Genomic DNA, 12,829 nt, shown 5'->3' with positions numbered 1-12,829 from the left:
CTTTAACCGGCTCAAGCAATTCCGCCGGATAGCGACCCGCTATGAAAAACTCGCCGCACATTTTGCTGCCATGGTCAGGTGTGCGTGCATTGTGCTCTGGCTCGCTTAAATGTGAACACGACCTAAGAAGCCCTTGAGCAAGGTGAATTTGAAGATGCCCAAGCTGCGCCAGCAGACCTGCGAGACAGCGATCATGGAGCGCTACCGCGGCCGCGAGGCGCCTTTTCATCTCCTATGCGTGTATCGGTCTGGTGGACTCGACCGTCGAGTACTCCCCTGAGGCCCAATGGCAGCGATGCATTGCTTAGGTTCAAGGAGTCGTCTCGTTGGTGCCCGACGCGTGCGCGAGGTCTCGATGATGCTCAAGGCCATCCATGCCGCCGAGGATCAGGCAGCGGCATGGGATAAGGCCGAGGCTGTCATCGCCAAACTCGAGGCGATGAGACTGCCTAAGGCGGTGGCGCTGATCCGCGAAGGCATTGCGGAGACGCTGAGCTATTATCGCTTTCCGGACTCACACTGGCAGCGCATCCGCGCCAATAATCCGCTGGAGAGGATCATACGAGAGATCCGTCGCAGGGCGCGGGTGGTCGGTGCCTTCCCAGACGGCCACTCGGCCGTTAAAGACCGATTACAGGCTTGGTTGACTCCACAAAGCTGAAAGATGTGCTTGGCCAAATCGATGCCGATGGGTTTTACTTCCATCGTGGATGCCTCCTCCTCGCGTGACTTGCCGTTACACCGCAAGTCTGGCGCATCGCGACGCCGTCTTAAGCAGGGGAGGCGTCCATCTCATCACTACCTTCGCTTCCGGGCGCACAGGGACAACCCGTCAGTCCGGAGTCGTCCGCCGCGTCTCGGCCGCTTCCGTGTCCCGCCGCCTCCGCGCTTCCTGCCGCCCTCGCCGCCAGGCGGCGACGTTCTCCCCCGCCATGAGCAGGCTGGGAGTGAGCACGAGCGTCAGCACCGTTGCGAAGGTGAGACCGCCGGCAATCGTGCTCGCGAGCTGTGTCCACCACTGAGTCGAGGGCGCGCCGAACGCAATGTCCTGGCCGATTAGATCGATGTTGACCGCGAATACCATCGGCAGCAATCCCAGCACGGTAGTGATCGAGGTCAGCAGCACCGGGCGCATGCGCTGCGCGGCCGTGCGCAGGATGGCCTCGCGCGCGGCGAGGCCGCGTTGTTTGAGGTCATTGAACGTGTCGATCAGGATGATGTTGTTGTTGACGACGATGCCCGCGAGCGCGATGACCCCGATGCCGCTCATGACAATGCCGAACGGCCGACCGGTAGCGAGCAGGCCGAGCAGCACGCCCGCCGTCGAGAACACGATGGCGCTCAGCACCAGGGCAGCCTGATAGAAGCTGTTGAACTGCGTGACCAGAATCGCGACCATCAGAAAGATCGCGGTCACGAAGGCATTTATCAGGAACTGCATCGTCTCGCGCTGATCTTCATCCTGGCCTTTGAACGTCACGGTAACGCCGGGATCGAGGCCGGCCTGCGGCAGCGCCGCCTTGATCTTGCTTACCTGCTCGTCCACCAGCAGACCCTCGGCAACATCGGCTTTTATTCTCATCACCCGCCGCCCGTCCGTGCGCTTGAGTGTCCCGGTTTTCTGCGCGGGTTCGAAAGTAACGAAATTGCTGATGGGAATCTGCCCCTGCGCGGTGGGAACGCGCAGCTGACTGAGCTGTTCCATATTGCGCTCGTCGAACGGAAAGCGTACCCGGATGTCCAGCTCCTCGTCGGCGTCATCCGGGCGGTACTCGGCGAGCTTGATGCCCGAGGTGATCATCTTGACGGCGTTGCCCAGCACTGCGATATCGGCACCGTAGCGCGCCGCCTTTTCACGGTTTACGTTCAACCGCCACTCGATCCCCGGCAGCGGGCGTGTGTCCTCCACGTCGACAAATCCGCCAATGCTCTCGAGAACGCCGCGCACTTGTGTGACCGCGGCGCGAAGCTTGCCAGGATTATGCGCGCTGATCTCGATCTGCACGGGCTTGCCCGCGGCGGGCCCCGATTCCTGCTCGCGGAACTGGATCAGCAGCCCCGGGATATCCGCCGTCCGCGCACGCAGCTCGGGAATGATTTCCGCCGCCGGAGGACGGTTGCGCCAGCTGACCAGCTCGAGCTGTATGATGCCGATGATATCCTCGGGAAGATCGCTTCGTGTCTGGCGCAGACCGTCGCCGAAGGTCCGGGCATAGACGGCCTTAAGCTCTGGCACCCCGAGCAAGCGCTGCTCCACCTGGCGTACCAGCGCATCGCGCTCGCGAATCGCAAGATCGCCGCGCGCCTGAACGCGCACCTGCACGAAATCCGGCTCCACATCCGGAAAGAATTCGACGCCGCGACCAAACGCGATGTAGGCGGCATAGGCGCCCGCCAGACAGAGCAACGCAACGCCGAAGGTTTTGATCGGATGGCGGAGCAGGAACCCAAGCGCGCGAAGGTAGAGGCCCGCAAGACCACCGATGCGGGCGAGATCGCCGCTCTCGGCCGCCCGCACCGCCGTGAGATCGCCGGAACCGCCATCAGGACGAGCGCCGATCAGACTGCCGAGCACGGGAATGAACACCAGCGCCATCGCAAGTGAGGCGAGCAGCGTCACCAGCACCGTGAGCGGCAGGTACTTCATGAACTCACCGACCACGCCCGGCCAGAACAGAAGCGGCACGAAAACGGCGAGTGTCGTGGCGGTGGAGGCAATGATCGGCCAGGCCATGCGCTTCGCGGCCCGGGCGTAAGCCTCTCGGCGCGGCGCGCCCTCGGCCATCCGGCGGTCGGCGAGCTCAGTCGTGACGATGGCCCCATCCACCAACATGCCGACAACGAGAATCAGGCTAAACAGGACCACGATATTCAGCGTCAAGCCCATGCCGTTGAGAACGAGGATTCCGGCAAGGAACGATCCCGGTATCGCCAGCCCGACCAGGATCGCCGGGCGCGTGCCCAGCGCCGCGACGATGACGATCATCACCAGCACGATGGCACTCAAAACGTTGTTCTGAAGGTCACCGAGCATGGTGCGGATGCGCTCGGATTTGTCCTGGAGATAGCTGACCACGATGCCCTGCGGCCAAGCGGCGCGCTCTTGCTCGATGAGCGTGCGCACGGCCGCGATCGTCTCGATGATGTTCGCGCCGCTGCGCTTGGAGATCTCCAGGACCACGGCCGGCTGACCGCCGACTCGCGCATAGCCTTGCGGGTCTTTGAACGTCCGCCGTATCGAAGCCACGTCCTTGAAGGTCACCACCGTGCTGCCGGCCACCTTGACGGGCAGATTCACCACATCATCGATCTCCTCGATGACGCCGGGCACCTTGAGGACCATCCGGCCCGTGCCGCTGTCGAGCGCCCCGGCAGCCACCAGGCGATTGTTGCGCTCGACGAGACTGAACAGATCCTCATAGGAGATCCGATAGGTTTCCATGACCGAGGGGTCGGCGATGATCTCCATCACCTCCTCCCGGTCGCCGCCGACGTCGACGTCCAGGACACCAGGCAGAGCCTCGATCTTGTCCTCGAGCTCGCGGGCGAGATTAACCAAAGTCCGCTCGGGCGCCGTGCCGGAGAGCACCGCGGTCAGCACCGGAAACAACGCGACGTTGACCTCGCTGACGCGCGGCTCATCGCTGCCAGGCGGCAGTTCCGCCTTGGCGATATCGACTCGCTCGCGCACGTCCTGCAGGGCCCGATCGGCATCGAAGCCCGCATCGAACTCCAGGGTCACCGCGGCATAGCCCTCGGCGGCCAGCGAGCGCATCTCCTGCAGGCCTTCAATGGACTGCAGCTCTTTCTCCATGGGCCCGACCAGCAGCCGCTCGGCGTCTCCGGGCGATATACCCTCATGGGTCATGGAGACATAGATGGTCGGGATCGGGACATCCGGCTCGGATTCCTTGGGTATGCCGAGATAGGCCACGATGCCCATCAGAAGGATCATGACAAAGGCAAGCGCGACCGTGCGTGCGCGGCTGAAAACGGCGTCGATGATGGCATTCATCACCGCCCCGCGATCATGTCCCGCGGCGGCCGCGTGGCTTCAGCGGCATCTTGCCCCGGCTCGAGCTTGGGCAGGGCGGCGCTTGCGGGCGCCACCCGCACCGCCTCGCCGTTGCGGACAAAACCCTGACCGACCGTGATGATCCGCGCCGCCTCGGGCAGGCCACTCACCCACACCCCGCGCGCCTCGGCAAAGACGATGCTGATGGGATGGAACTCCACGACATCGGCCTCGTTCACCGTCTTGATGCCGACCACCCCCGCGTCGTTGAGCGTCAGCACCGCCGGTGAGAGGAAATGCGCCGCGACCTCTCCCGTCGGTATCCGCGCCTCGGCACTGATGCCGGATCGGATATGGCTATCCGCATTGGGCACTTCGATTTCCACGCGAAACGTGCGGGTGGCTTCCTCGGCGCGTGGCGCGATGTAGCGCACCACTCCTTCCCCGTGCTGCCCGGTCGCGAAGGCCACCTCGGCACGGTCCCCGCGGGCGATGCGGTCGATGTCCTGCTGCGCGATTTGCACCGTCACCGTCAGCGGGTCGTTGTCCACGACCGTGACGATCTCGCCGTTGACGTCGACGTAATCCCCGACCTCGACTCGACGGGTCTCCAGGATGCCGCGGAAAGGCGCGCGAATCCGAGTATTGCGGATCTCGAGGCGGATTGCAGCCAACTCGGCGCGAGCGGCCTGCAGCGCCGAGAAAATCTCATCGATCTGCCGCTGCGCCTGATAGCCCCTTTGCCCGAGCCGCTTGGCGCCCTCATAGGCCCGCCGCTGCTCACGCAGCCGCGCCTCGGCCTCCTTGAGACGAGCCGCGCGGTCGTTCTTCTCGATCCGCACGATGGTATCGTTTGCCTCGATCGCCCGGCCTTCCTGCGCGATGACCTCGGCAATCCGGCCGGCGGCTTCCGCGCGAACGGTCACAGTCCGGTTCGGCTCGACCTGACCCTGCGCCACGATATGGCGCGCCACGCGCTTGGCCTGCTGGGTACGGACCTCGACCAGCATGCGCTGGCGCTCCCCAGCGGTGGAGGAATCGCCGCTTGGGACTTTGCCGTTGGAGTCGCTTACAAAGTACCCCACCGCCATCCATCCGGTGACGGCAAGCGCCAGCGTTACGGCGATGAGGTGGGACTTTTGCATTCGATACCTTCCGTCTCGCAGCGATGGCATCGGCGATGCCAGCGGTTCATGGCGTTTTCCCCGACTCCTTTCCGGCCCCGATCATAACCTCGGTGCGCTCTATCAATCCGCTGTAGAAGGCGCCGAGATCGCCGAGCCGGCCCTGCGCGTCACGCCAGCTCTCGGGCAGCTTGCGCTGCGCCGCGGCAACGACTTCCCGGGCCTTGTAGAGTCGGCCCAGCGAACCCCGCAACAACTCCACATAGGGTTCCGGGCGAATCTGAAAATAATCCTGCCGCTCACCGGGGCGAGCAATGCGCTCAATCACGCCGAGGTTCTCCAGCAGACGGCTGTTCGTGCTGATGCTTCCACGGCTCACCTTGAGCCGCTCCGCCAATTCGGCAAAGCTGAACGGCCCTCCGTAAATCACCAAAAGCCCCATGATGCGCCCCGCGATACGCGGTAGACCGTCGGCCTGCGCCACCAGCCCGAGACGCTCGACGAACTCCTCGACGGCTTGTTCTGGATCCTCTGACATGAGCGTTATTTAAAGGATTCAGAACATTCAGTCAATATTGAACACTAGACGTTTGGCCTCGCTCGACGGGATATATCCCGCCAGCGTCCGCCGAAAGGCATCGGATAGATTCGCCGCGCCGAGGCATGCGAACAGCCGCAACCGCCGGGAGGGGCAAGCGCTTCAAGGCGTCAAGGCCGCACCGGCGCTGCTCGCCGGGCCGGCACCGCCGAGCCATCTCGGCGAATGTGATTCCATAGCCTTGGCGGGACCATTCAGTGGCCAGTCGCCTTATGGCAATCGAATCGATCCCCATTTCGGTGGGTTGCCGTCCTCGCTGACGGCTTCAACGGGAAGATCAAGAACCGCCGCCACACGAGCGCGTAGCTCCAGCGCATCAGTGACGTCATTCATGTTTCACCGTCAGCAAAGGATCATACGGAGTGAATGATATCCACTTGCTATCACGGCTCTACCCGAATCGAGATGGTTTAGACCCGAGTCCGTCTACTGTGTCCGACCACTTTTTTCGGCATTGCCGACGTTTCCATGTGAACGTCAAATTCGCAGCAGCGTAATGACCGGAAAGCCGAAAAGTCCGGCGCGCCGCGAATTTCGGCTGCGGGCGAGGGCGCGTCTCAGTGGTCCGTTTTGACACTGCGCGCACGCGAGGCGGCACCGAAGTTCAATCATCGAGGTCGTTGCGCAACTCGACGGTGCCGTTCACGACCCGCACGGGAAAGACGTGCACCGGCTCATAGGCGGGCGCGGCGAGCGCTTCGCCGGTCTTGATGGAAAAGCGCGCGCCGTGCATGCAGCACTCCACCTCGTCACCTTCCACGGACCCTTCGGAGAGTTCATACTCTTCATGCGTACAGCAATCGTAAAGCGCGTAGTACCCATCTTCCAGGTGGAAGAGCGCTACGGGGTCATTGTCGAGCCATATCGCCTTGCACTCGCCCACCGGGATCTCGCCCTCTTGCGCTACGGCAACCCAATCGCTCACGATCCACCTCCGCTGCGTTGCTGCCTGATTATAGTATTGCCTCGCCTGGTGCCCCAGGCGGTTGCACCCTCGCCCGTCAAGGCCGCCAGCGGGGCACCCGTGACATGAGCGTCGGCGTAGTGATGCGCGAGCGTCTGAGCTTGCGAAGCTTCCTCGGCGTGTACCGTTACAGCGCACACGCCCTGGAGCTGGTTTGGAGCACCAACCGCGCGCTGAGCGTAGCGCTCGCCCTGCTCACCCTCGCCGCAGGGCTGCTGCCGGCAGGCATCGCGTTGCTCGGCGCGCAGATCGTCGATGCGGTGGTCACTGCCCGCGCCGCCGAGGCATCCGGCGGCGGCGCGCCGCTCACGGGGGTATTCGGCTGGGTCGCGCTCGAGGGCGTACTGGTCGCAGCGCTCGCCGGTGCCCAACGCGGGCTCTCGCTGAGCCAATCGTTGCTGCGAGCCCAGCTCGGCCAGCGGGTTAACGTGATGATTCTGGAAAAAGCACTCACGCTCGAACTGGCGCACTTCGAGAATTCGCAATTCTACGACAAGCTCACCCGCGCGCGCCGCGAAGCCTCCAGCCGGCCGCTGTCGCTGGTCACGCGCACCTTCGGGCTGGTGCAGAACACGGTCTCGCTGATTAGCTACGCTGCGCTGCTGATGCGCTTCTCGCCGTGGGCGGTGCTGCTGCTGTTGCTGGCCGGATTGCCCGCCTTTCTCGCCGAGACCAAGTTCTCCGGCGATGCGTTCCGGCTGTTCCGCTGGCGCTCGCCGCAAACGCGCATGCAAATGTATCTGGAGACTGTGCTGGCACGTGAGGATCACGCCAAGGAGGTCAAACTTTACGGCCTGGGTCCGCTGCTGCTGCAGCGTTACCGCACCATTTTCGACACCCTCTACCGTGCCGACCGCGACCTCACCGTGCGCCGCGACAGCTGGGGTTTCGGCCTCGGTTTGATCGGCACGGCCACCTTGTACGCCGCGTATGCGTGGGTGGCCGCGAGCACCGTCGCCGGGCGCATCACGCTGGGCCAGATGACCATGTACCTGATGCTTTTCCGGCAAGGCCAGGCGGCCGTCTCAGCGATTCTCGCGGCAGTCGGCGGCATGTACGAGGACAATCTCTATTTGTCCACGCTCTACGAATACCTCGAAACGCCCGTGCCGAGGTCGCCCGGGCGCGCCCGGCATGGTCCCGACCCCGCCGACGGTATCCGTTTCGAGGAAGTCGGCTTTACCTATCTCGGCGCGCAAAACCCGGCGCTGCACGCAGTGAATCTGCATATCCGCCCCGGCCAATCCCAGGCCCTGGTCGGCCGCAACGGCTCGGGCAAGACCACCCTGATCAAGCTGCTAACGCGATTGTATGCGCCACAACGGGGCCGCATCCTGCTCGACGGGCGCGATCTGCGCGAATGGGACGAGCTCGCGCTGCGCGAGCGCATCGGCGTCATCTTCCAAGACTTTACCCGCTATCAGTTGCGCGTCGGCGAGAACGTCGGCGCCGGGGACGTGCGCTATTTCGACGATGAGGCGCGCTGGCGCGAGGCGGCCGACAAGGGCATGGCGAGTTCATTCATCGAGACCCTGCCGGGCGGATTCAATGCCCAGCTCGGCAAATGGTTCGACGAGGGTCGCGAGCTATCCGGCGGGCAATGGCAGAAGATCGCTCTGTCGCGCGCTTTCATGCGCTCGCGCGCTGACATCCTGGTGCTCGACGAACCCACCGCCGCCATGGACGCCGAAGCCGAGGCGGCCATTTTCGAACACTTCCGCCGCCTCTCCGGCGATCGCATCGCCATCCTCATCTCACACCGTTTCTCAACGGTGCGCATGGCCGATCAAATCATCGTCATGCAGGAAGGGCGTATCATCGAGCGCGGCGGCCATGAGCAGCTGATGGCGCTGGACGGCCACTACGCCCATTTGTTTTCGCTCCAGGCGCAGGGCTATCGTTGAGCGCCCGGCCCACGGCGGCGGAACGCTTGTCGGCGGGTCGGCGAGAGAATTTCGGGAAGATTTGGAAGAGGAGTTCGCGGTAGACTGCGCCGCATTGTTTTTTACCCTTACTTTCAATGGCGACAACCGTCATGACTCGTATAGTGTCGATCGGAACCCTGATGCTCGTTGTGCTCGTTTGTCTCGCTCCAGTGAAGGCAGCCGACGCGCCGCAGGCACGCTCGCTGCTCGGCTGGATCGAATGGGTCGTTATCGAACCGCAGAAGCTGCGCGTCAAGGCGCGCCTCGATACCGGGGCGAAGACCTCGTCGCTGCATGCCGTGGACGTCGTGGAGTTCCAGCGCGGCGGCCGCAAATGGGTGCGTTTCAAGGTGCCGCTGGACGCGCACAAGGAAGATTACGCCGGTAAGCCGCCCACGCTTGTCTACGAGCGACCAGTGAAGGCCACGGTGCTGATCAAGCGCAAAAACGCCCACCTCCAGCCGCGCTACGTCGTGGAGATGGCGTTTTGCATCAACGGACACGTGCAGGAGGCGAGGTTTTCGCTCACGGACCGAAGCAACTTCAACTACCCGGTGCTCCTCGGGCGGCGCTTTCTCGGCGATGTGACGCTCGTCGATCCACGCGAGAACTTCCTCGCCCAGCGCCAGTGCGAGTATGCCTCACTCGACGAGATGGAGACGGACGCGGGACCCGCGGCCAGTAATCTACAGTGAGGGACTTGCACGTCCGCCTGCTGGCGCTGTCGCTGATCCTGGCCGGTCTCGGGATCGCCGCCTACAAGGCCGAGATGTTGGGGCTGCCCCTGACGCCCGATGCCACCGCGCAAGTGTGGACGGTGGACATGCGGGTGCGGCTCAAAGCCCACGGCGGCCCGGTGCGCGTGGACATGCCGCTGCCCGGCAGCAATACCGGCTTCACGCGGCTGCAGGAGGAGTTTATCGCGACCGCGTTCACCGCCATCGCCGACGGCGACGAGGAGAATCGCCGCGCCATCTGGACCGCGCGCCGGGCACGCGGCGAGCAAATCCTCTATTACCGGCTGCAACTGAGCAAAGGAAATTCCAACCTCGCGCAGCAACTCTCGCCGGTCCCAGGCTATCCGGCAGTGCCCGATTACGGGGAGCTGCAGGGGGCCGCCGTTCGCGGGCTGCTCGACAGCGTGCGCGCGGCCTCGGCGGACATTGAATCCTTCGCGCGACGGCTCGTCATTCGCTACAACGAACCGGGCGGTGACGATCGCGTGCGACTGCTGCGGGACGGCGTCACCACCCCCGAGGGCCACGTCCGCAACCTGATCGAAATTCTTGCCGGGGCGCGTATCCCGGCGCGTGTGGCATGGACCCTGGAGCTGTCCAGAGGCATGCGTGCCCAGAATCTGGCACCTTGGCTGCAGGTGCACAACGAGCGGCGCTGGATCACTATTGACCCGGTGACCGGCGCGACCGGGCTCCCTCCCACGCGGCTGCTCTGGGAGACGGGCAAGCGTCCGACGGTGAATGCGGATGGCGCCGAGGTGATCGGCTGGGGCTTCGCGGCCACCCGGACGCAGCGGGACGTGCTCACCGTGGCCACCCAACGCGCGGCGGATCTGGGCTCGCTGCTCGTCTCGCTCTCGCTGTTCAGCCTCCCGGTGCAGACCCAGAGCGTCTATCGCATCCTATTGCTGGTGCCCGTCGGCGCGCTGATCGTTGTGCTGATGCGCAACATCGTCGGGGTGCAGACGTTCGGCACGTTCATGCCGGTGCTGATCGCCATGGCCTTTCGCGAGACGCAGTTAGCCCTGGGAATCGTGCTGTTCTGCGCGGTGGTGGCACTCGGCTTGCTGGTGCGTTTCTATCTGGAGCGCCTGCGCCTGCTGCTGGTCCCGCGGCTGGCGGCGGTGCTGGTGGTCGTGGTTCTGATCATGGCGATGATCAGCGTGCTCAGCCACAAGCTCGGTTTCGATCGCGCCCTTTCGGTCGCGCTCTTCCCGATGGTGATCCTGGCGATGACCGTGGAGCGGATGTCGGTCGTTTGGGAGGAGGCTGGAGCGCGCGACGCCTTCCAACAGGGGATCGGCAGCCTCGCGGTGGCCGTGCTGGCCTACCTTGCGATGAACCAGCCGCTGCTCGCCCACTTGGCCTTCGTATTCCCGGAACTGCTGCTGGTGGTACTGGCCATGGCGTTGCTGCTCGGGCGCTACACCGGCTATCGCCTCACCGAGCTGTGGCGCTTCCGCACGGCGCTGCGGGATTGGGAAAAACCATGATGAATCCTTTCCGCCGCCTGCGCGAGCTTGGTATTGTCGGTATGAATCAGCGCAACGCGCACTATATTCTTCAGTACAATCCGCGGCGGCGTTATCCACTGGTGGATGACAAGCTGCTCACCAAACGCCTCGCCGAGGCCGCGGGGATCGCCGTGCCCAAGCTGCTCGGCGTAATCACCAGCGTGCGGCAACTCGATGCCCTCGAAACCATGCTGGAGGGCCGCGAGGACTTCGTGATCAAGCCGACCAAGGGCAGCGGCGGCAACGGCATCCTGGTGGTGGTCGCTCGGTTGGGCGAGCATTGGCGGCGCTCCAGTGGCATGCCGCTCAGCCGTGACGAGCTAAGCTATCATGTCTCGAACATTCTCTCCGGAATGCACAGCCTTGGCGGGCTGCCCGACCGCGTGATGGTGGAGCAGCGGGTACGCTTCGACGCCCGCTTCGACGGGGTCAGTCATAGAGGCGTACCCGATATCCGCACCGTCGTTTACCGCGGCGTCCCGGTCATGGCAATGATGCGCTTGCCCACGCACGCCTCGGACGGCAAGGCAAATCTGCACCTTGGCGGCGTCGGCGTGGGCGTCGATATCGCTAACGGACGGACCACGGCGGCGATTTGGCGCAACCGTCCGGTCAGCGTTCACCCGGACACCTTGAACCCGGTGATCGGGCTGCAGGTTCCGGACTGGGATCGGCTGCTGGAGCTCGCCGCGCACTGTCAGACACTCTGTGAGCTCGGTTACCTGGGGGTCGACCTGGTGCTCGATCAGGATTATGGTCCGCTGGTGTTGGAACTCAATGCCCGCCCCGGGCTCAGCGTTCAGCTGGCAAACCGCTGCGGACTCGAATCCCGGCTGAACGCGGTCGATGCGCTGGAAAAAATTCCGCACGAGGCGTGCGCGCGTGCGACTCTCGGGCGCGAGATCGCGACCGCCCGCGCCTGAAAAATCCGCATAGCCGCGGCATGTGCCTCGATTAGCGCCACTGCGGGCCCGGGCGCTGCCGAGCGGCGCGACACCACGAACGCACAGACTCCGGACTATGGTAGAAAAGACCGCGTACGATTACGTGATCATTGGCGCCGGCTCCGCCGGAGCCGTCTTGGCCAATCGGCTGAGCGAGGATCCCGACGTCTGCGTGCTCCTGCTCGAGGCCGGCCCCATGGATTGGGATCCGCTGCTGCACATGCCGGCGGCACTCGCCCGTCCGCTCGCCAACGACCGATATAACTGGTACTACCATACCGAGCCGGATCCGTTCATGGATGATCGCGCCATGTATTGCCCGCGCGGCCGGGTGCTGGGCGGCTCCTCGTCCATCAACGGCATGGCTTACGTGCGCGGCAATGCACTCGACTTCGAAGGCTGGGCCGAGGAATTCCGCCTACCGGAGTGGCGCTACCGCCACGTTCTGCCCTACTTCAAAAAGGCCGAGGACTTCGATCAGGGAGCCGGAGACTATCACGGCAGCGGCGGTCCGCTGCGGGTTACCACCGGTGCGATGAAAAACCCGCTTTACGGCGCCTTCATCGAAGCGGCCGCGGCCGCGGGCTATCCCCGCACGCCGGACATGAACGGCTACCAGCAGGAGGGGTTCGGCCCGATGTTCATGACGGTGCGCGACGGCGTGCGCGCGTCTACCGCGAACGCTTATCTACGCCCCATCATGCACCGACGCAATCTTACGATCGAAGTGTCGACCTACGTGCTGCGACTGGTATTTGCCGGTAACCGCGCGAGCGGCGTGGAGATCGCATACAAGGGCGACGTTCGTACGGTGCTCGCCACGCGCGAGGTGCTGCTCTGCGCCGGTGCCATCAACTCGCCGCAGCTTCTCATGCTCTCGGGTCTGGGGCCGGCGGAAGCATTGCGAGCGCAAGGCATCGAGGTACGGCATGACCTGCCCGGCGTCGGGCAGAATCTACAGGATCATCTGGAAGTCTACGTGCAGTACGCCAGCCGCCTGCCCATCAC

General features: G+C 64.2%; 11 protein-coding genes and 1 pseudogene. 8 read left to right on the top strand and 4 right to left on the bottom strand.

What is annotated here, in order from left to right; all coding sequences use genetic code 11:
- The 3 genes and pseudogenes from AC52Q4_RS15745 to AC52Q4_RS15735 all read left to right on the top strand — a co-directional run.
- A pseudogene (locus tag AC52Q4_RS15745) lies at nt 1-109 on the top strand (IS5/IS1182 family transposase); the annotation flags it as partial.
- 33 nt (nt 110-142) lie between these two features.
- The gene (locus tag AC52Q4_RS15740; RefSeq protein WP_495537747.1) at nt 143-280 is read left to right on the top strand and encodes a hypothetical protein; all 138 of its coding nucleotides are present in this window, start codon (nt 143-145) and stop codon (nt 278-280) included.
- 6 nt (nt 281-286) lie between these two features.
- A complete protein-coding gene (locus AC52Q4_RS15735) occupies nt 287-661 on the top strand; it encodes a transposase (RefSeq protein ID WP_495537746.1) in 375 nt (124 codons plus the stop codon).
- Nucleotides 662-832: 171 nt separating this feature from the next.
- Here the strand turns inward: AC52Q4_RS15735 and AC52Q4_RS15730 are convergent, their stop codons facing one another.
- From AC52Q4_RS15730 to AC52Q4_RS15715, 4 genes are all read right to left on the bottom strand, one after another.
- The gene (locus tag AC52Q4_RS15730) at nt 833-4,015 is read right to left on the bottom strand and encodes an efflux RND transporter permease subunit (protein ID WP_495537745.1); all 3,183 of its coding nucleotides are present in this window, start codon (nt 4,013-4,015) and stop codon (nt 833-835) included.
- Nucleotides 4,015-5,160 carry an efflux RND transporter periplasmic adaptor subunit gene (locus tag AC52Q4_RS15725; protein ID WP_495537744.1) on the bottom strand — a complete coding sequence of 382 codons (1,146 nt, stop codon included), beginning with the start codon at nt 5,158-5,160 and terminating at the stop codon, nt 4,015-4,017. Before AC52Q4_RS15725 ends, AC52Q4_RS15730 begins: the two co-directional genes overlap by 1 nt.
- A 46-nt stretch (nt 5,161-5,206) precedes the next feature.
- Nucleotides 5,207-5,677: a GbsR/MarR family transcriptional regulator gene (locus AC52Q4_RS15720; protein WP_495537743.1), complete on the bottom strand. Its 471-nt coding sequence runs from the start codon at nt 5,675-5,677 to the stop codon at nt 5,207-5,209.
- Between the two features lie 664 nt (nt 5,678-6,341).
- Complete coding sequence (locus AC52Q4_RS15715; protein ID WP_495537742.1) at nt 6,342-6,662, bottom strand: non-heme iron oxygenase ferredoxin subunit; 321 nt, start codon at nt 6,660-6,662, stop codon at nt 6,342-6,344.
- A 104-nt stretch (nt 6,663-6,766) separates the two neighbouring features.
- On the opposite strand from AC52Q4_RS15715, the gene AC52Q4_RS15710 reads away from it, so the two are divergent.
- From AC52Q4_RS15710 to AC52Q4_RS15690, 5 genes are all read left to right on the top strand, one after another.
- Nucleotides 6,767-8,605: an ABC transporter ATP-binding protein gene (locus AC52Q4_RS15710; RefSeq protein ID WP_495537741.1), complete on the top strand. Its 1,839-nt coding sequence runs from the start codon at nt 6,767-6,769 to the stop codon at nt 8,603-8,605.
- Nucleotides 8,606-8,736: 131 nt separating this feature from the next.
- On the top strand, nt 8,737-9,321 hold the full coding sequence (locus tag AC52Q4_RS15705; RefSeq protein ID WP_495537740.1) for an ATP-dependent zinc protease family protein: 585 nt from the start codon (nt 8,737-8,739) through the stop codon (nt 9,319-9,321).
- A complete protein-coding gene (locus tag AC52Q4_RS15700; RefSeq protein ID WP_495537739.1) occupies nt 9,318-10,856 on the top strand; it encodes a UUP1 family membrane protein in 1,539 nt (512 codons plus the stop codon). Before AC52Q4_RS15705 ends, AC52Q4_RS15700 begins: the two co-directional genes overlap by 4 nt.
- Nucleotides 10,856-11,800: an alpha-L-glutamate ligase-like protein gene (locus AC52Q4_RS15695; RefSeq protein WP_495537748.1), complete on the top strand. Its 945-nt coding sequence runs from the start codon at nt 10,856-10,858 to the stop codon at nt 11,798-11,800. Before AC52Q4_RS15700 ends, AC52Q4_RS15695 begins: the two co-directional genes overlap by 1 nt.
- 97 nt (nt 11,801-11,897) lie before the next feature.
- Nucleotides 11,898-12,829 (top strand): GMC family oxidoreductase N-terminal domain-containing protein (locus tag AC52Q4_RS15690; RefSeq protein WP_495537738.1); only part of this gene is annotated, 932 nt, incomplete at its 3' end.

The organism is Nitrococcus sp., assembly GCF_059432795.1.
This window is presented reverse-complemented; position numbering and strand designations above follow the sequence as displayed.